General features: G+C 58.5%; 17 protein-coding genes. 7 read left to right on the top strand and 10 right to left on the bottom strand.

Translation table 11 applies throughout. The features are described from left to right. Nucleotides 1–54: 54 nt before the first annotated feature. Both WFO70_RS03415 and WFO70_RS03410 read right to left on the bottom strand, forming a co-directional pair. Nucleotides 55–891 carry an MBL fold metallo-hydrolase gene (locus WFO70_RS03415; protein ID WP_337014664.1) on the bottom strand — a complete coding sequence of 279 codons (837 nt, stop codon included), beginning with the start codon at nucleotides 889–891 and terminating at the stop codon, nucleotides 55–57. A 21-nt stretch (nucleotides 892–912) separates the two neighbouring features. Next, nucleotides 913–1,701: an OBAP family protein gene (locus WFO70_RS03410; protein ID WP_337014663.1), complete on the bottom strand. Its 789-nt coding sequence runs from the start codon at nucleotides 1,699–1,701 to the stop codon at nucleotides 913–915. Between the two features lie 228 nt (nucleotides 1,702–1,929). Between WFO70_RS03410 and treA the strand changes: the two genes are divergently transcribed. Then, nucleotides 1,930–3,747: an alpha,alpha-trehalase gene (gene treA, locus WFO70_RS03405; RefSeq protein ID WP_337014662.1), complete on the top strand. Its 1,818-nt coding sequence runs from the start codon at nucleotides 1,930–1,932 to the stop codon at nucleotides 3,745–3,747. A 101-nt stretch (nucleotides 3,748–3,848) separates the two neighbouring features. On the opposite strand, the gene WFO70_RS03400 is transcribed toward treA, so the two are convergent. Continuing rightward, nucleotides 3,849–4,103 (bottom strand): GlsB/YeaQ/YmgE family stress response membrane protein, encoded by a 255-nt coding sequence (locus tag WFO70_RS03400; protein ID WP_337014661.1) that lies wholly within the window; start codon nucleotides 4,101–4,103, stop codon nucleotides 3,849–3,851. 206 nt (nucleotides 4,104–4,309) lie between these two features. On the opposite strand from WFO70_RS03400, the gene ycgR reads away from it, so the two are divergent. Next, entirely contained in the window at nucleotides 4,310–5,041 is a 732-nt protein-coding gene (gene ycgR, locus WFO70_RS03395; RefSeq protein ID WP_337014660.1) for a flagellar brake protein YcgR, read from the top strand. A 36-nt stretch (nucleotides 5,042–5,077) separates the two neighbouring features. On the opposite strand, the gene emtA is transcribed toward ycgR, so the two are convergent. Continuing rightward, complete coding sequence (emtA, locus tag WFO70_RS03390; protein ID WP_337014659.1) at nucleotides 5,078–5,689, bottom strand: membrane-bound lytic murein transglycosylase EmtA; 612 nt, start codon at nucleotides 5,687–5,689, stop codon at nucleotides 5,078–5,080. 113 nt (nucleotides 5,690–5,802) lie between these two features. Between emtA and ldcA the strand changes: the two genes are divergently transcribed. Together ldcA and WFO70_RS03380 are read left to right on the top strand one after the other, a co-directional pair. Next, nucleotides 5,803–6,717: a muramoyltetrapeptide carboxypeptidase gene (ldcA, locus tag WFO70_RS03385; RefSeq protein WP_337014658.1), complete on the top strand. Its 915-nt coding sequence runs from the start codon at nucleotides 5,803–5,805 to the stop codon at nucleotides 6,715–6,717. 98 nt (nucleotides 6,718–6,815) lie between these two features. Next, on the top strand, nucleotides 6,816–8,549 hold the full coding sequence (locus WFO70_RS03380) for a potassium/proton antiporter (protein ID WP_337014657.1): 1,734 nt from the start codon (nucleotides 6,816–6,818) through the stop codon (nucleotides 8,547–8,549). A 74-nt stretch (nucleotides 8,550–8,623) separates the two neighbouring features. Here WFO70_RS03380 and dadX read toward each other — a convergent pair whose 3' ends face one another. Together dadX and WFO70_RS03370 are read right to left on the bottom strand one after the other, a co-directional pair. Further along, the gene (dadX, locus tag WFO70_RS03375; protein ID WP_337014656.1) at nucleotides 8,624–9,694 is read right to left on the bottom strand and encodes a catabolic alanine racemase DadX; all 1,071 of its coding nucleotides are present in this window, start codon (nucleotides 9,692–9,694) and stop codon (nucleotides 8,624–8,626) included. Nucleotides 9,695–9,706: 12 nt separating this feature from the next. Further along, the gene (locus WFO70_RS03370; protein WP_337014655.1) at nucleotides 9,707–11,005 is read right to left on the bottom strand and encodes a D-amino acid dehydrogenase; all 1,299 of its coding nucleotides are present in this window, start codon (nucleotides 11,003–11,005) and stop codon (nucleotides 9,707–9,709) included. A gap of 323 nt (nucleotides 11,006–11,328) precedes the next feature. Between WFO70_RS03370 and WFO70_RS03365 the strand changes: the two genes are divergently transcribed. Beyond that, nucleotides 11,329–12,861: a SpoVR family protein gene (locus WFO70_RS03365; RefSeq protein WP_337014654.1), complete on the top strand. Its 1,533-nt coding sequence runs from the start codon at nucleotides 11,329–11,331 to the stop codon at nucleotides 12,859–12,861. A gap of 89 nt (nucleotides 12,862–12,950) precedes the next feature. Here WFO70_RS03365 and fadR read toward each other — a convergent pair whose 3' ends face one another. After that, nucleotides 12,951–13,670: a fatty acid metabolism transcriptional regulator FadR gene (fadR, locus tag WFO70_RS03360; protein WP_337014653.1), complete on the bottom strand. Its 720-nt coding sequence runs from the start codon at nucleotides 13,668–13,670 to the stop codon at nucleotides 12,951–12,953. Nucleotides 13,671–13,867: 197 nt separating this feature from the next. Between fadR and nhaB the strand changes: the two genes are divergently transcribed. Further along, nucleotides 13,868–15,406: a sodium/proton antiporter NhaB gene (gene nhaB / locus WFO70_RS03355; protein ID WP_337014652.1), complete on the top strand. Its 1,539-nt coding sequence runs from the start codon at nucleotides 13,868–13,870 to the stop codon at nucleotides 15,404–15,406. 142 nt (nucleotides 15,407–15,548) lie between these two features. Then, nucleotides 15,549–16,079 carry a disulfide bond formation protein DsbB gene (dsbB, locus tag WFO70_RS03350; RefSeq protein ID WP_337014651.1) on the top strand — a complete coding sequence of 177 codons (531 nt, stop codon included), beginning with the start codon at nucleotides 15,549–15,551 and terminating at the stop codon, nucleotides 16,077–16,079. Nucleotides 16,080–16,143: 64 nt separating this feature from the next. On the opposite strand, the gene WFO70_RS03345 is transcribed toward dsbB, so the two are convergent. The 3 genes from WFO70_RS03345 to WFO70_RS03335 all read right to left on the bottom strand — a co-directional run bounded on the left by WFO70_RS03345 (nucleotide 16,144) and on the right by WFO70_RS03335 (nucleotide 17,660). Next, nucleotides 16,144–16,584, bottom strand: a complete 441-nt coding sequence (locus WFO70_RS03345) for a YcgN family cysteine cluster protein (RefSeq protein WP_337014650.1) — start codon at nucleotides 16,582–16,584, stop codon at nucleotides 16,144–16,146. 93 nt (nucleotides 16,585–16,677) lie between these two features. After that, nucleotides 16,678–17,337 (bottom strand): fumarylacetoacetate hydrolase family protein, encoded by a 660-nt coding sequence (locus WFO70_RS03340; protein ID WP_337014649.1) that lies wholly within the window; start codon nucleotides 17,335–17,337, stop codon nucleotides 16,678–16,680. Between the two features lie 47 nt (nucleotides 17,338–17,384). Then, nucleotides 17,385–17,660 carry a YcgL domain-containing protein gene (locus tag WFO70_RS03335; RefSeq protein ID WP_142489921.1) on the bottom strand — a complete coding sequence of 92 codons (276 nt, stop codon included), beginning with the start codon at nucleotides 17,658–17,660 and terminating at the stop codon, nucleotides 17,385–17,387. Nucleotides 17,661–17,741: the final 81 nt, after the last annotated feature.

The raw sequence follows: 17,741 nt of genomic DNA, 5'->3' as shown, positions 1-17,741 counted from the left end.
GTATAATTTTTAAGCGTCTCCCTTGAAAAGCAGGCCACGCCTAAGTTCCGGTAATCAGGACGGTTTTGGCACCGTCGCCAGGCTTTCCAGTTCCCGCGCATCGTGGCTACAGAAAAAAGTGATGTCGTTGGCGTGCGAACAGGAGAGCTCGCGCAGCCGCTGCTGGTTGCGACGCCGGGCATCGTTGTCCATCGCCATCATCCACTGATAAAAGCGCAGACCGGGGGTGCAGTGGCGCTGCGGCTGACGCATCTCATCCCGGTAAAACCAGGCGTCGCCACCGTGGAGCAGCCAGCCCTGCGGCTGCTGGATGGCAATCCCGGCGTGACCCGGCGTGTGTCCGGCCAGCGGCACCAGCAGGATCTCCGGCGGCAGTCCGTTCAGGGCCGTCACCGCGTCGAAGCCAAACCAGCGCTCGCCCTGCACCTGATACCCCTCCCAGCCGGAGGTGGCGCTCCACTGCCCGGGGCGATAGCACTCCCGCTGCAGCCAGCTGTGGCGCTGCTGCGCCGTGTCGATCTCCTGCTGCATTAAATGGATGCGCGCGTGAGGGAAGTCGGTCAGCCCGCCCGCGTGGTCGAAATCCAGGTGCGTCAGAATGATATGGCGGACGTCCGCCACGCTGAAGCCCAGCGCCTCAACCTGCGCGCGCGCCGTCAGCGACTCCCGGCGCTGAATGTTATTCAACACCCGGAAAAAGCCTGACAGCCGGGAGGGCTCGCGCACGTCCCCTTGCCCGAAGCCGGTATCCACCAGCACCAGTCCATCGCGCTCGGTTTCAATCAGCAGGCAGTGGCAGACCAGGTGCGCATGCAGCCCCTTACTGAAACCGTCGTAAAATGCGCCGCCCAGCGGGCACATGCACCCGCAGTTAAGGTGATGGATCTTCATCTCGCCTCCTCATCAACGTGATTACTTCTGCTGGCTCTGCTCGGAGGTGCCAAAATGGGCGGTGTCGCCGTGACCGTGTTCACCGCTGCCCTGCCCGCGCCGGAGCTGAATCACCTCGCCCTGCTGCCAGGCATTGGCACCCTTCGCTACCGGGTGGGCAACAATATCCGCGCGCTGGCGTTTTATCTCCTGAGTATCGATCCCCAGACGGCGATCGCGATCTGCCAGCAGCGCGGGATCGAGCTGCCCTTCCCCGGTAAAGCCCATCATCAGGGCCGGGATGCCGAGCGGCAGGGTTTTGTCGCGATCCGTATGCCAGGTGTGCCAGGTCTTGCCGTAGGTGTTGACGATTTTGCTCATCAGCGCCTTGTCCGCCACCGCTGGCAGGCCGGGCGCGACCAGGCTGCCCGATTTCACTTCGTACTGGTGGCTGTGCCAGAGCTTTTTCTCCTCCGGTGGCAGGGTGTTAAACAGGCGCTCGCTGATGATGTACTCGACGCCCATCAGCCGGGCATCCTTCGTATTGCCGTCATAAATGACCGCCTGCATGACCTCTTCATTGAGCACCGTCACGTAGTGGTGGGCCTCCATCTGCCCGTTTTTATCCCCGCTGTAGAAATGAAAGCCGTCGAGATAGGCGCTGATGGCCTCCACCGGCGGACGGGACTGAATCACCTGGGCACCCGTCTCCAGGGTGCGCATTTTGGCGGAGGTGCTTTCACCGGGGAGAGGTGTCTGCGGCGGGGTGTTGTTTGCCCCGCAGCCGACAAGAAGCAGGATAGCTGGAACGATCAACGGTAAGGATTTCATTGGCACTCCCTTTCACTTAGCCTGGTTATGAAGGTAGTGCAGATGCCGGGATTGATCCGGCATATATCAGAAAAAACAGCGGCTTCGCTGTGGTTCGTTCGCAACGGTAAATTGTCTGGTTATGCGCAAAATGCGCTATCCGACACGCTAAGTGGCTAAGATTCGTCTAAGGTTTTCAGGTGATTGATGACAGCGGCCACGCTGCCCAGCGAACTTAGGAGAACAACCATGATGAGACCTCAACGCCACCCTACACTGCGGCTGGCGATTGGCGGCATCCTGCTTGGGATCACCGCCTTCAGCTATGCGGACGACACGTCCAGCAGCCAGAAACAGCCCCCGGATATTCTGTTCGGCCCGCTGTTTAACGATGTGCAAAGCGCCAAACTTTTCCCTGACCAGAAAACCTTTGCCGATGCGGTACCGAAAAACGATCCCCAGGCGATCCTTGCCGACTACCACATGCAGCGCAAACAGTCCGGCTTCGACCTGCGGCATTTTGTGGACATGAACTTCACCCTGCCGACGGAAAAAGAAAAATACGTTCCGCCTGCCGGGCAGAGCCTGCGGGCGCATATCGACGGCCTGTGGCCGGTGCTGACCCGCACCACCTCTTCCGCCGGGAAGTGGGATTCGCTGCTGCCGCTGCCAAAACCTTACGTGGTGCCGGGCGGGCGTTTCCGTGAGATCTACTACTGGGACAGCTACTTCACCATGCTGGGGCTGGCTGAAAGCGGCCACTGGGACAAAGTCGCCGATATGGTGGCTAACTTCGCCTGGGAGCTGGACAGCTGGGGCCATATTCCTAACGGCAACCGCAGCTACTACCTGAGCCGCTCCCAGCCGCCGTTCTTCTCTCTGATGGTTGAACTGCTGGCGACCCACGACAGCGAGGCGCTGAAAAAATACCGTCCGCAGATGGAAAAAGAGTACGCCTACTGGATGGAAGGGGTGGATGCCCTCCAGCCGGGTCAGGCCAGCCAGCGGGTGGTGAAGCTGGACGATGGTGCGGTGCTTAACCGCTACTGGGACAATCGCGACACGCCGCGCCCGGAATCCTGGCTGGATGACATCAACACCGCGAAAAAATACCCGAACCGCCCGGCAACAGAGATCTACCGCGATCTGCGCTCCGCTGCAGCCTCCGGCTGGGACTTTAGCTCGCGCTGGATGGACGATCCGCAGCAGCTGGGAACGATCCGCACTACCAGCATCGTACCGGTGGATCTGAACGCCCTGATGTTCAAGATGGAAAAACTGCTGGCGAAAGCCAGCCAGGACGGCGGGGACAGCGCGGCGGCCAGCCGTTACGAGGGCCTGGCAGCCGACCGTCAGAAAGCGATGGAGCGCTATCTGTGGAACGACAAACAGGGCTGGTATGCGGACTACGATTTGAAAACCAAACAGGTGCGCGATCAGCTGACCGCCGCGGCGCTGTTCCCGCTGTACGTGCAGGCGGCCTCGCAGGAGCGTGCGGATAAAACGGCTTCTGCCGCCGAAGCGCAGCTGCTGAAAGCCGGTGGGATTGCGACCACCAACGTCAACAGCGGCCAGCAGTGGGATGCACCCAACGGCTGGGCACCGCTGCAGTGGGTAGCTACCGAAGGCCTGCAGAACTACGGTCATAAAAAAGTAGCGATGGACGTCACCTGGCGCTTCCTCACCAACGTGCAGCACACCTACGATCGCGAGCAGAAGCTGGTGGAGAAATATGATGTTTCCACTACCGGCACGGGCGGCGGAGGTGGCGAATATCCGCTGCAGGACGGCTTTGGCTGGACCAACGGCGTGACGCTGAAGATGCTGGACCTGGTTTGCCCGCAGGCCAACCCTTGCGACAAAGTACCGGCCCAGCAGCCTGCGGCCAACGATGAACCGGCGACCACGACCCCAGCGGCCACCGGTAATCAACCGGCGGCAACAACACCTCCGGCTACCAGTGACCAGCCAGCGGTAACCACGCCACCGGCGGCCAGTACCCCGTCCACGTCACAGCCAGCGGCGAATGATGAACCGGCACAAACCCAGAAGAGTGTCGGGCAGTAAGGTTTTGACGTTTCGCAGGCCGGGTAAGACGTAGCCGCCACCCGGCAGTACCGAAACCGGCCAAAAAAAACGGCTCTTTATAAGAGCCGTTTTTACGCCTGTCAGGCGCGTCGTACCATCCTGTAGACAAGAAGCACGAGAATGGCGCCAACCACGGCGACCAGAAAACTTTGCAGGTTAAATCCGGATACACTGCCGCCGATGCCAAACATCGTTGCCAGCCAGCCGCCGACAACCGCACCTACGACCCCAAGGATACAGGTCACAATAAAGCCGCCACCATCCCGTCCAGGCATGATGAACTTGGCGATAACACCAGCAATCAGACCAAATACAATCCAGGCGATGATACCCATAGCGATGCCCTCTTGCAGAGTTAAGCTTGCGCAGAACACCTGTCCGCGCGAGTTATATAAGTATAGGCAATAGCCGGAAAACCATTTTGCGTACACTGACTTAATTGCGGCTCTGACAAAAAAATAATTGCTGGTTTGTATTAAGTTCCGCAGGCCGGTGCCGATAACGCATCCACAGACTGTCATCTATCCAGGAGCCTTGGGGCGTGAGTAATTACAGTGAGCAGTTCCTGAAAACTAATCCGCTGGCTGTATTAGGGGTCATACGCGATCTGCAAAAGCAGGACGTTCCCGTGCGTATCAGCTGGGGGAACAACCAGTTCATCAGTAAAATTCTGGAAGCAACGCCGGAGCGGCTGGTGATGGATTTGGGCAGTCAGGAGTACGATAACCGCTCGGTACTGCGCGCAGAAATCATCACCGTCGCCGCCGATACCCAGGGGGCGAAAGTAGAGTTCGACCTGCCGCAGCTGGAACAGGGAACTTACCAGGGGCTGCCCGCCTTTATCACCGCGCTGCCGGCATCGGTATGGTGTATCCAGCGCCGGGAATTTTTCCGTATCAACGCCCCGCTGCATCCAGCCTACTTCTGCAAAGCCAAAATGCCGGACAAGAGCGTGCTCCGTTTTCGCCTCCACGATTTGTCGCTGGGCGGCATGGGCGCGCTGATGGATAGCGCCAGGCCAGAGGGGCTGGTCGAGGGGATGCGTTTCTCGCAAATCGAGCTGGATATGGGCGGCTGGGGTCGCTTCTTCTTCGACGCGCAGCTGGTCACGGTGAGCGAGCGTAAGGTGGTGGACAGCAAAAACGAAACCATCACCACGCCGCGTCTGAGCTTCCGTTTTCTCAATGTCGGGCCGGGCCCGGAGCGGGAACTGCAGCGGATTATCTACTCGCTGGAGCGTGAAGCGCGGGAGCGCGCCAACAAGGTGCGTTAATCGCGACCGGGCAGCGCGTGGCTGCCCGGCAACGGATTACATGGCGTCCATCGCCTTCTGTACTTTCCAGATATAGCGCGGTGCCTGCGGGGCCGGGTGATTATTAACGACGTGCTCAAAGAACTCGTCTTTGTCCATGTCGTTGATCTCGGCAATCGCCTTTTTGCGATCGGAGGAGAAGGTGCGCAGCAGCGCGCCTGCCCCGTTAACGTAGGAGACCACCAGCGCATACTGCATCACTTCCGGATCCTCAATCCCCTGCAGGATCCCGTGCTCCAGAATGCTCAGGTAAGCGGTACCCATCGAGATATTGCGCTCCGGGTTCTTCAGCTCGCTGGTAGACGGTTGTCCGCTCCAGCCCATATGCCGGTAGACTTCCCGTCCGGCGGTAGAGGCTTTCAGCTGCATCAGCCCCACCGCGTTCGATTTACTGACCAGGTTCGGGTTCCCACCCGACTCCACCGCAATGATGGCGGTCACCAGACGCGGACTGACGCCCCAGGCGGCACCGGCTTTTTCGCTGATCGGCATCCACTGCATCGCCCGTTTCACCGGGACTTCCGGGTTCCATTCCGGTTTCTGGTAATCCTGCTTTGAACTGCATCCTGCAAGCAACACAATCAAAAAAGCAAACCATCTCAATTTCACGTCATCTGTCCTTATGGTCATTCATCGCTGTTACCCTATCCTCCGCTTGATGAAGGATGCGCTCAGGCGGCATGATATATACATTTAGATTTATAAGTCAGCAAGGAAATGCCATGTCTCAGTTTCATCTCATCGCACCATCAGGTTACTGCACTAACCAGGAAGCGGCCCAACGGGGCGTTGCGCGTATACTGGACGACGGGCATCAGGTGCAAAATCAGACGATTATACCCCGCCGCCAGCAGCGGTTTGCCGGTACCGAGGCGCAGCGCCTGAACGATATTAACGCCCTCGCCCGGCTGCCGGGTGCTAATCAGATTGTACTCGCGGTGCGCGGGGGGTACGGTGCCAGCCGTCTGCTGGAGCAGATCGACTGGCAGGGACTGGCCGAGCGCCAGCAGCAGGATCCGCTGCTGATCTGCGGCCACAGCGATTTCACCGTCATCCAGCTCGGCCTGCTGGCGCTGCATAACGTCATCACCTTTAGCGGCCCGATGCTGGCGGGTAACTTTGGCGCACCCGAGCTGAACGCCTTCACCCTGGATCATTTCTGGCGCGCGCTGCAAAACAGCACCTACTCGGTGGCGTGGCAGGGCGAAGGCCCGGCCTGTGAACGTGCAGGCCAGCTGTGGGGCGGCAATCTGGCGATGGTGGTGTCGCTGATCGGCACCCGCTGGCTGCCCGCTATTGAGAACGGCATTCTGGTGCTGGAGGATATCAACGAGCACCCGTTCCGCGTGGAGCGCATGCTGCTGCAGCTGCACCACGCAGGCATTCTCGACCGCCAGCAGGCGATCGTGCTCGGCAGTTTTAGCGGATCGGCGGCCAATGATTACGATGCCGGATACGATCTGGCGACCATGATCGACTACCTGCGATCCCGGGTCGCGGTGCCGATTATCAGCGGGCTCGATTTCGGTCATGAGCAAAGAACCGTCACCCTGCCCCTTGGCGCGCAGGCTTCGCTTGTTCACGCCGCAGGTAAGACCTCTTTAACTCTGAGCGGTCATCCGGTGCTGCAGGCATAAAAAAAGCCCCTTAAGCGCCGGATTAGCACGCTGCAAGGGGCGTTAATATGGTAGGGTTTTAGTAACAGTCACCGCGTCACGCAGGGAGTACGCACACATTGGATGCCGCAGCAATAATCAGTCTTTTTATCCTGGGTTCAGTTCTTGTAACCTGCAGTATTTTATTGAGTTCATTTTCTTCTCGTCTTGGCATCCCCATTCTGGTTATTTTCCTCGCCATCGGCATGCTGGCGGGGGTTGATGGCGTCGGGGGGATCCCCTTCGATAACTACCCCTTTGCCTACATGATCAGTAACCTCGCGCTGGCGGTGATCCTGCTGGACGGCGGCATGCGTACCCAGGCCAGCTCGTTTCGCGTGGCGCTGGGTCCGGCCCTGTCGCTGGCGACGGTCGGGGTGCTTATCACCTCCGGCCTGACCGGGATGATGGCGGCATGGCTGTTCCATCTGGACATCATGGAAGGGCTGCTGATCGGTGCCATTGTCGGCTCCACCGATGCGGCGGCGGTCTTCTCCCTGCTGGGCGGCAAAGGGCTGAACGAACGTGTCGGCTCGACGCTGGAGATCGAATCCGGCAGTAACGACCCGATGGCGGTGTTTCTGACCATTACTCTGATTGAGATGATCCAGCAGCATGAGACCAGCCTGAGTTGGATGTTTGCCTGGCACATCATTCAGCAGTTCGGCCTTGGGATCATCATCGGTCTCGCCGGGGGCTATCTGCTGCAACAGATGATCAACCGTATCTCGCTGCCGGCCGGGCTCTACCCGCTGCTGGCCCTGAGCGGCGGGATTTTGATTTTCGCCCTGACCACCGCGATGGACGGCAGCGGCATTCTGGCGGTTTACCTGTGCGGCTTCCTGCTGGGAAATCGCCCGATCCGCAACCGCTTTGGCATTCTGCAAAACTTTGACGGCCTCGCCTGGCTGGCGCAGATCGGCATGTTCCTGGTGCTGGGGCTGCTGGTCACGCCGTCGGACCTGCTGCCGATTGCCGTTCCGGCGCTGCTGCTGTCGCTGTGGATGATCTTCTTTGCCCGTCCGCTGTCGGTGTTTGCCGGCCTGCTGCCGTTCAAGGGGTTTAACCTGCGCGAGCGGGTGTTTATCAGCTGGGTGGGGTTACGCGGCGCGGTGCCGATCATCCTCGCGGTGTTCCCGATGATGGCCGGGCTGGATAACTCGCGGCTGTTCTTTAACGTGGCGTTTTTCGTGGTGCTGGTGTCGCTGTTGTTCCAGGGCACGTCCCTGTCGTGGGCGGCGAAAAAGGCCAAAGTGGTGATCCCCCCGGTGGGCTGGCCGGTCTCGCGCGTGGGGCTGGACCTTCACCCGGAAAATCCGTGGGAGCAGTTTGTCTACCAGCTCAGCGCCGACAAATGGTGCGTGGGTGCCTCGCTGCGCGATCTGCATATGCCTGAAGAGACGCGCATTGCCGCCCTGTTCCGCGATAACGCCCTGCTGCACCCGACCGGGAGCACCCGGCTGCGCGAGGGGGATATTCTCTGCGTGATTGGTCGCGAGCGTGACCTCCCGGCGCTGGGCAAGCTGTTCAGCCAGTCGCCGCCGGTAGCGCTGGACCAGCGCTTCTTTGGTGATTTTATTCTGGAGGCCAGCGCCAAGTTTGCCGACGTAGCCCTGATCTACGGCCTGGATGAAGGGCTGGAGTACCGGGATAACCAGCAGACCCTGGGCGAGATTGTCCAGAAGCTGCTCGGTGCCGCGCCGGTGGTCGGTGACCAGGTGGAGTTTGCCGGGATGATCTGGACGGTGGCGGAGAAAGAGGATAACGCGGTGCGCAAAGTGGGCGTCCGCGTAGCGGAGGATAGCGAAGAGTAAGCCGGGTAGGCGTTAACGCTACCCGGCGTTTGGCTCCGGAGTTCATGCCGGGTGGCGGCTTCGCCTTACCCGGCCTACACCGTAATAACCGGTACGCGCGGGGCTAACGCGGTTAATAACTCGTATCCGATGGTCCCCGCCGCGGCGGCGACATCGTCCACTTTCACCTCGTTGCCCCACAGCTCAACTGGCGTACCGATCCCGGCCTGCGGACAGGGGGTCAGGTCAATCGCCAGCATATCCATCGATACGGTGCCCACCGTCCCGGTGCGCACGCCGTCCACCCACACCGGGGTACCCGACGGGGCGATACGCGGATAACCGTCCGCATACCCACCGGCAACAATACCGATCCGCTGCTCGCCCGAAGCGCGATAGCGGCTGCCGTAGCCCACCGTATCCCCCGCTTTCAGGGTCTGGACGCCGATGATCTCACTGCGCAGGGTCATCACCGGCTTCAGGCCGCTGTTGGCGATATCCTGCCACTGCCCGGACGGTGACGCACCGTACAGCACGATCCCCGGTCTGACCCAGTCGAAATGCGCCTCCGGATGCCAGAGAGTAGCCGCCGAGTTAGAGAGCGAGCGCGGGCAGTCCAGCCCTTCCGCCGCCTGCTCAATGCGCATCATCGGCTCCTGGATGCCGTCGGTTTTTTCCGCATCGGCAAAATGGGCCATCAGCGTCATCCCGCCGACGTTCTTCGCCGCCCGCAGCTGCTGCCAGACGCTATGCACCCGCTCCGGCTGGAAACCGAGGCGGTTCATACCGCTGTTCACTTTCAGGTAGATATCGAGCGGAGCGTGCAGCTTCGCATTTTGCAGCGCCTTGACCTGCCAGTTGCTGTGCACGCTGGTGGTCAGGCGGTACTTATCAAACAGCGGCAGCTCATCGCTGTTGAAGAAGCCTTCGAGCATCAGGATCGGCCCTTTCCAGCCGCGCTCGCGCAGCAGGATCGCCTCTTCCAGATTGAGCATCGCAAAGCCATCTGCCGCGCTTAAGGCGCTCCAGATGCGATCCAGACCGTGGCCATACGCATTGGCTTTGACCACCGCCCAGACGCGTGAAGCTGGCGCAGCGCGGCGGACAATTTGCAGGTTATCCTTCAGGGCCTGCAGATCCAGCTGAGCCAGAACAGGACGGGACATGACGACTCCTTGTTAGTTATGCGCGCCGTGTAAATGTTGTGGACGTGACGGAGTGAACCCCGGACGGTAGCGCGCGACGCTTAAATCATCAAACGGAATAGCGGGTGTGCGCCCGGAGATCAAATCACTGAGTAACTGCCCTGAACCGCAGGCCATCGTCCAGCCCAGCGTGCCGTGTCCGGTGTTAAGCCACAGGTTCTTAAACGGCGTGCGGCCCACGACCGGCGTGCCGTCCGGGGTCATCGGGCGCAGCCCGGTCCAGAAGGTCGCCTGTTCGATAAAGCCGCCCCGCGGGAACAGGTCACCAACGACCATCTCCAGCGTCTCCCGACGCGGCTGCAGCAGCTCGGTGTTAAAGCCGACGATTTCCGCCATCCCTCCCACGCGGATCCGGTTGTCAAAACGGGTGATCGCGATTTTGTATGTTTCATCAAGGATAGTTGAAACCGGGGCACCGCTGTCCTCTTTCACCGGGATTGTCAGGGAGTACCCCTTAAGGGGGTAGACCGGAATATCCACAATGCCCTTCAGCATGGCGGTCGAATAGGAGCCAAAGGCCATCACGTAGGCGTCGGCTTTCACCACCTCGTCACCGCACAGCACGCCGTAGATATTCTCCCCTTCGTACAGGAGCTTATCGACTGAGGTGTTGTAGCGGAATTTTACCCCCGCCTGCTCCGCCATCCGGGCAAGATTCTGGGTGAAGAGCTGGCAGTCGCCGGTTTCGTCATTCGGCAAGCGCAGACCACCGGTCAGCTTGTGAGCCACTTCCGCCAGCGCCGGTTCGACCTGCGCCAGCTGGCTGGCCTCCAGCAGCTGATACGGCACCCCGGCATCTTCGAGAACGGCGATATCCCGGGTGGCGTTTTCGTACTGTTGGGCGGTGCGGAAAAGCTGCAGGGTGCCCCCCTGGCGGCCCTCATACTGAATACCGGTGGAGGCGCGCAGCGCTTTCAGGCAGTCGCGGCTGTACTCCGCCAGGCGCACCATCCGCCCTTTGTTTTCCATGTAGTGCGAGGTGTCGCAGTTGCGCAGCATCTGCCACATCCACTTGAGCTGGAACGGCGTGCCGTCGAGACTGATCGCCAGCGGCGCATGGCGCTGGAACATCCATTTAATCGCCTTAAGCGGGACACCCGGTGCCGCCCAGGGCGCCGCATAGCCCGGTGATATTTGCCCGGCATTGGCGGCGCTGGTCTCCAGCGCCGGACCCGGCTCACGATCGATGACGGTCACGTCGTGCCCGGCCTGACTTAAGTACCAGGCGCTGGTTACGCCAACGACGCCACTTCCCAGTATGACAACACGCATAGCCACTCCCTTAATAAGCAAAAGAACAATCTTCTGATTACATATTGATAACCCAGCCGAAAATATTATTCAACATAGGCCTTTTTTATGGTGACATATCTCACACCTTCCCCTGCTGACGCGGGTAGCGCGGTTTTGGCATCTCCTGCTGCGCGGCATTTTTAACCAGCATTTTATTCTGCGAGACACCCCTTTTTCGCCACGGGAAAAACGGGAAATCGCAAAGAAAAAAATAGCGTGCCAGCACGCTTTTGAATGGCGTGTTCTATGCTTGAAAAGAGGTTCTCCAGACAGAGAGAGCTACCAACAATGAGGGCGCGCTAATGGCTACTATTGATTCCATGAATAAGGACACCACACGTCTGAGCGATGGACCCGACTGGACATTTGAGCTGCTGGACACCTATCTGGCAGAAATTGACCGGGTGGCGAAACTCTACCGTCTGGATGCCTATCCCCATCAAATCGAAGTGATTACCTCCGAACAGATGATGGACGCTTACTCCAGCATCGGGATGCCCATTAACTATACCCACTGGTCGTTTGGCAAAAAATTCATTGAAACCGAACGGCTGTACAAGCACGGGCAGCAGGGGCTGGCCTATGAGATCGTCATCAACTCCAACCCCTGCATTGCCTATCTGATGGAAGAGAACACCATCACCATGCAGGCGCTGGTGATGGCGCACGCCTGCTACGGACACAACTCCTTTTTCAAAAATAACTACCTGTTCCGCAGCTGGACCGATGCCAGTTCGATTGTCGATTACCTGATCTTTGCCCGTAACTACATCACCCAGTGCGAAGAGCGCTATGGGGTGGATGAGGTGGAGAAGCTGCTCGACTCCTGCCATGCGCTGATGAACTACGGCGTGGATCGCTACAAACGTCCGCAGAAAATCTCCCTGCAGGAGGAGAAAGCCCGGCAGAAAAGCCGGGAAGAGTATCTGCAGAGCCAGGTGAATACGCTCTGGCGTACTCTGCCGAAACGCGAAGAGGAAAAAACGGTCGTGGAAGCGCGCCGCTATCCTTCTGAGCCACAGGAGAACCTGCTCTACTTTATGGAGAAGAACGCCCCGCTGCTGGAGCCGTGGCAGCGTGAGATCCTGCGCATCGTGCGCAAGGTGAGCCAGTACTTCTATCCGCAGAAACAGACGCAGGTGATGAACGAAGGCTGGGCGACCTTCTGGCACTACACCATCCTGAACCACCTGTATGATGAAGGCAAAGTGACCGAACGCTTTATGCTGGAGTTCCTGCACAGCCACACTAACGTAGTGTTCCAGCCGCCTTACAACAGCCCGTGGTACAGCGGCATTAACCCGTATGCGCTGGGCTTTGCCATGTTCCAGGACATCAAGCGTATCTGCCAGAACCCGACGGAAGAGGATAAATACTGGTTCCCGGATATTGCCGGATCCGACTGGCTGGAAACCCTGCACTTCGCCATGCGCGACTTCAAGGACGAGAGCTTTATCAGCCAGTTCCTGTCGCCGAAAGTGATGCGTGACTTCCGCCTGTTCACGGTGCTGGATGACGATCACAACAACTATCTGGAGATTTCGGCGATCCACAATGAGGAGGGGTATCGTGAGATCCGCTCCCGCCTCTCGGCCCAGTACAACTTAAGCAATCTGGAGCCGAATATTCAGGTCTGGAATGTGGATCTGCGCGGGGATCGCTCCCTGACGCTGCGCTATATCCCGCATAACCGCGCGCCGCTGGATAAAGGACGCAAGGAAGTGCTGAAGCATGTCCATCGCCTGTGGGGCTTTGACATTATGCTTGAGCAGCAGAACGAAGACGGCAGCGTGGAGCTGCTGGAACGGTGCCCGGTGAAGGGGAATATGTTGTAGCCTGTTTGCCGGGTGGCGCTGCGCTTACCCGGCCTACAAAACCCACATACCGGACGAAAAAAAACCTCTCGCTTGAGAGGTTTTTTATTTTAGCGCCCCTGGATCACCAGGTCGCCCGGGAGGGATTTCTGCATCCGGTGCCAGATCTCGCCGCTGTCACGACCGTAGCGACGCACGGTGTCGTACACCTGGTCATGCAACCCTTCAGCGCAGAGCTCGCTCAGCTTATGGTAGAAACCGAGCGCCAGGCTGCGGGCTTCCGGGTTGGCAAAGTAGTGACGACCGATGCGGGTGTAGAGCCCTTTCATGCCGTTGAGGATCAGGCCGTAAATCGGGTTGCCGGAGGCAAAGGCCAGGCCGCGGAAGACGTTGTAATCCAGCAGGGCAAAAGCGTCGGCGTGATCTTCCACCGCTGTCGCCCGGGCCAGCACTTCCAGCGCCTTGTCCGGGTGCTGGCGGAACGCCGTACGGATAAAAATGGTAGCGATATTGGTACGCACGGAGAGCAGATTATCGATCAGCTGCGGTACGCTCTCGTGATCGAGGCGCGCCAGCGTTTCAAGAATATTCAGACCCGACGTTTCCCAGAAGTTATTCACTTTGGTCGGTTTGCCGTGTTGGATCGTCAGCCAGCCATCGCGGGCCAGTCGCTGCAACACTTCACGTAAGGTGGTACGTGTGACGCCAATCAGTTCAGAGAGTTCGCGTTCTGCGGGAAGAATCGAGCCAGGCGGGAAACGGTTATTCCAGATGCTCTCGATAATGTACTCTTCCGCGAAACCCGCCGGGCTTTGCGCCTTTATGACCATAGTGAGTTTTCCATTAACTGCTTTTTACAAAATTCACTCATCATACCAGAGGCAGACAGAGGCAGATAGCGCAGCGAGACGAGAAAAAAGGGATCGCCGTTTTATTTTTATCATTTAAAAGTCGGGCCTGCGCCCCTTGCCCGGCACGGTTTGCGTATACTTATGCCGTAATTATGTGACGGGCAAGGAAATCTGTTGTGGAAATGTCTTATAGCCGCGCCCTGTGGCGCAATTTTTTAGGCCAGTCCCCCGACTGGTACAAAGTCACCCTGGTTGTTTTTCTGGTTCTTAACCCGCTTATCTTCGTTATCGATCCCTTCGCCGCGGGCTGGCTGCTGGTCGCGGAGTTCATCTTTACCCTGGCGATGGCGCTGAAATGTTATCCCCTGCTGCCGGGCGGCCTGCTGGCCTTCGAGGCGGTGGCGATCGGCATGACCAGCGCCGAACATGTGAAGGAAGAGCTGGCGACCAATCTGGAAGTGCTCCTGCTGCTGATGTTTATGGTGGCCGGGATCTACTTTATGAAGCAGCTGCTGCTGTTTATCTTTACCCGCCTGCTGCTGAGCATCCCGTCGAAAACGCTGCTGTCGCTGGCCTTCTGCATCGCGGCCGCCTTTTTATCGGCCTTCCTCGATGCACTGACCGTGGTGGCAGTAGTCATCAGCGTCGCCGTCGGCTTCTACGGGATCTATCACCGGGTGGCCTCCGCGCAGCCGGAAGATAACCTGCATGATGACAGCCAGGTCGATACCCAACAGCGCGAAGTGCTGGAGCAGTTTCGCGCCTTCCTGCGCAGCCTGATGATGCACGCCGGTGTAGGCACCGCGCTGGGCGGGGTGATGACCATGGTCGGCGAGCCACAGAACCTGATCATCGCTAAAGCCGTCGGCTGGAATTTTACCGACTTCTTCCTGCGCATTGCCCCGGTCAGCGTGCCGGTGCTGGTGTGCGGCCTGCTGACCTGCTGGCTGGTGGAGAAGTTCAAATGGTTTGGCTACGGCACGCAGCTGCCGGGCCAGGTGCGCGAGGTACTGCGGCGGTATGATGATGAGAGCCGCAGCAAGCGGACCCGGCAACAGAAGCTGGGGCTGATTTTTCAAGGGCTGATTGGCGTCTGGCTGATTTTCGCCCTCGCCTTTCATCTGGCGGAAGTGGGGTTAATCGGTCTGTCGGTCATTATCCTGGCGACCTCCTTTACCGGGGTGACGGACGAGCACGCCATCGGCAAAGCCTTTACCGAAGCGCTACCCTTTACGGCCCTGCTGGCGGTGTTTTTCGCGGTGGTGGCGGTAATTGTCGATCAGCAGCTGTTCGCACCGATCATCCGCTACGTGCTACAGGCCGAACCGGATGCCCAGCTGTCGCTGTTCTATCTGTTTAACGGCCTGCTGTCAGCCATCTCCGACAACGTGTTTGTCGGCTCGGTCTATATCAATGAAGCCAAATCCGCGCTACAGAGCGGCGCGATAAACCAGCAGCAGTTTGAGCTGCTGGCGGTGGCGATCAACACCGGGACTAACCTGCCCTCCGTCGCCACGCCAAACGGCCAGGCGGCGTTCCTGTTCCTGCTCACTTCGGCGCTGGCCCCCCTGATAAGACTCTCTTATGGCCGGATGGTGTGGATGGCGCTGCCCTACACGGTAGTATTAACCTGCGTCGGTTTGCTGTGCGTCAAAATTACCCTCATTCCTTTTACCCAATGGATGTTGCAGACGGGTATACTGACGGCGCATTAAGTGAGGCAACCGGGTAGTTTATTGCCCGGTTGTACTTTCGAATGATAAATATCCGATTACGTTATATTTTGCGCGCTGAGGCTGGCGCGCGAATTGTTTTCGTTTACACTGCGCTTTCTATACCTGTTCCAGGGAAATGATTATGTTGAAATTTTTGAACCAGTGCTCGCGTGGACGCGGAGCGTGGTTGCTGTTGGCCCTCACCGCCTTCGCGCTCGAAATGGTGGCATTGTGGTTCCAGCACGTGATGTTGCTGAAGCCCTGTGTGTTGTGTATCTATGAACGCAGCGCGCTGTTTGGCGTGATGGGCGCAGGTCTGGTCGGTGCCATCGCGCCGAAAAGTCCGCTGCGCTATGGCGCGATGGCGATCTGGCTCTACAGCGCCGGAAAAGGCCTCCAGCTGGCATGGGAGCACACCATGATCCAGCTGCATCCATCGCCGTTTCAGACCTGTGATTTCGCCGCCCGCTTCCCGAGCTGGCTGCCGCTGGACAAGTGGCTGCCGCAGGTCTTCGTGGCAACCGGCGACTGCTCTGTGCGTCAGTGGGAGTTCCTGTCCCTCGAGATGCCCCAGTGGCTGGTGGGCATTTTTGCGGCCTACCTGATCGTGGCGCTGCTGGTGGTGATTGCCCAGCCGTTTAAACCCAAGAAACGCGATTTGTTCGGCAGATAAAAAACGTCGGGTGGCGCTGCGCTTACCCGGCAATAAAAAACCCGCCTCGGCGGGTTTTTTAATATCAGCGATTGGGATGATTCAGAATATGGTCTTCCCAGTCCCGCACCTCAGATTCACGCACCGCTATATGGCGCACCGAGATCCGCTCTCCGTGCATCAATGCTTTCGAACCGGCCAGCAGCGGGTGCCACTTCGGCAGATCCTTCCCTTCCGCCAGCAGGCGATACGCGCAGGTCGGCGGCAGCCATTCGAAGGTGGGAAGGTTGTCGCGGGTCAGCTTGATGCAGTCCGGCTCTAACTCGAAACGGCGCTCGTAGTTGCGGCACTGGCAGGTTTTGATGTTCAGCTGATTGCAGGCAACATTGGTGAAATAGATTTCGTCCGAGTCTTCATCCATCAGCTTATGCAGACAGCACTGCCCGCAGCCATCGCACAGCGATTCCCACTCGGCGTCGGTCATGTTGTCGAGAGTTTTGCTTTGCCAGAAAGGGATTTCGCTCATAAGGATGTCCACACGTCAAAATAAAGCGCACCTTATAACCAGTCTGGCACCTCGATGCAAGTTTTGCCGCCCAAAAGGGGCGGCAAGCGGGGATTACAGCACGCGGGTTTTCAGTGACAGGCCGTTAACGGCCACTTCCAGTTCGTCGCCGCCGGAGAGTGGGCCTACCCCTTCCGGGGTGCCGGTGAGGATCACGTCGCCCGGCTTCAGAGTGAAGTAACGGCTCATATAGGCAATCAGCGGCACAATCTTGTGGATCATGTCGACGGTAGAGCCCTGCTGGCGCACCTCGCCGTTGATCTTCAGGCTCAGGGTGGTGTTCTGCGGATCGTCATGGAATTCCGCCACCGGGACAAACCCGGAGATCGGGCAGGAATTATCGAAGCCTTTAGCTTTTTCCCACGGCTGGCCCGCTTTCTTCATTTTGCCCTGCACGTCGCGCAGGGTCAGATCCAGCGCCACACCATAACCGGCAATCGCCTTCTGTACATGATCTTCAGAGGCCTGGCGCAGCGTGGCGCCAATCAGCACCGCCAGCTCCACTTCATGGTGAACCGAGCCCAGCCCCTGGGGTAACGCCAGCGGCTGGCGGATATCGCAGAGCGCCGTTTCCGGTTTAATAAACAGCACCGGCTCATCCGGGACCGCACTTCCCATTTCCTGAATATGCTTTGCGTAATTACTTCCTACGCAGACGACCTTACTTACCGGATAATCCAGTAAGGCTCCTTGCCAGTTATGATGTTGATACATATACGTCCCCTGAACGGTTAATGTGACGCTGACAGATAATTCTTAAACTATTTTTTCCCCTGCGCCTCAAGATGCTGTTTGAGTAAATTCTCTTGCGGCGGCGGGAGTTGTAAATAATAGCCCTGTTCGGTTAAGGCGGTTTTGACTTTTTCCAGATCGGCGTTGCTCAGCTGCTTGCGCCCGTCGAGGGGCATCAGCATCACCAGCTGCGGCTTACCGAAGCTTTTCAGCAGCGCTTCAGGCACGCGGGAAAAATCGTCCTTTTTTTCGACATACAGGTAGGTCTGGTCGCGTTGGGTACTTCTGTAGATCACACAAAACATATATTTACTCTGAATTAAGCGGGAGGGTGACTTGCCTCAATATAATTGTGACTATAACATGCCTGATACTCTTCGGAATAT

This window comes from Leclercia sp. AS011, from assembly GCF_037152535.1.
GTDB lineage: Bacteria > Pseudomonadota > Gammaproteobacteria > Enterobacterales > Enterobacteriaceae > Enterobacter.
Note: the sequence above shows the minus strand (reverse complement) of the source record. Positions and strands in the feature narration are given on the sequence as shown.

What these genes read in the sequence shown, in the direction of transcription:
- WFO70_RS03415 (WP_337014664.1), bottom strand. Translation starts at nt 891, where the DNA reads ATGAAGATCCATCACCTTAACTGCGGGTGCATGTGCCCGCTGGGCGGC.
- WFO70_RS03410 (WP_337014663.1), bottom strand. Translation starts at nt 1,701, where the DNA reads ATGAAATCCTTACCGTTGATCGTTCCAGCTATCCTGCTTCTTGTCGGC.
- treA (WP_337014662.1), top strand. Translation starts at nt 1,930, where the DNA reads ATGATGAGACCTCAACGCCACCCTACACTGCGGCTGGCGATTGGCGGC.
- WFO70_RS03400 (WP_337014661.1), bottom strand. Translation starts at nt 4,103, where the DNA reads ATGGGTATCATCGCCTGGATTGTATTTGGTCTGATTGCTGGTGTTATC.
- ldcA (WP_337014658.1), top strand. Translation starts at nt 5,803, where the DNA reads ATGTCTCAGTTTCATCTCATCGCACCATCAGGTTACTGCACTAACCAG.
- dadX (WP_337014656.1), bottom strand. Translation starts at nt 9,694, where the DNA reads ATGTCCCGTCCTGTTCTGGCTCAGCTGGATCTGCAGGCCCTGAAGGAT.
- WFO70_RS03370 (WP_337014655.1), bottom strand. Translation starts at nt 11,005, where the DNA reads ATGCGTGTTGTCATACTGGGAAGTGGCGTCGTTGGCGTAACCAGCGCC.
- WFO70_RS03365 (WP_337014654.1), top strand. Translation starts at nt 11,329, where the DNA reads ATGGCTACTATTGATTCCATGAATAAGGACACCACACGTCTGAGCGAT.
- fadR (WP_337014653.1), bottom strand. Translation starts at nt 13,670, where the DNA reads ATGGTCATAAAGGCGCAAAGCCCGGCGGGTTTCGCGGAAGAGTACATT.
- dsbB (WP_337014651.1), top strand. Translation starts at nt 15,549, where the DNA reads ATGTTGAAATTTTTGAACCAGTGCTCGCGTGGACGCGGAGCGTGGTTG.
- WFO70_RS03345 (WP_337014650.1), bottom strand. Translation starts at nt 16,584, where the DNA reads ATGAGCGAAATCCCTTTCTGGCAAAGCAAAACTCTCGACAACATGACC.
- WFO70_RS03340 (WP_337014649.1), bottom strand. Translation starts at nt 17,337, where the DNA reads ATGTATCAACATCATAACTGGCAAGGAGCCTTACTGGATTATCCGGTA.
- WFO70_RS03335 (WP_142489921.1), bottom strand. Translation starts at nt 17,660, where the DNA reads ATGTTTTGTGTGATCTACAGAAGTACCCAACGCGACCAGACCTACCTG.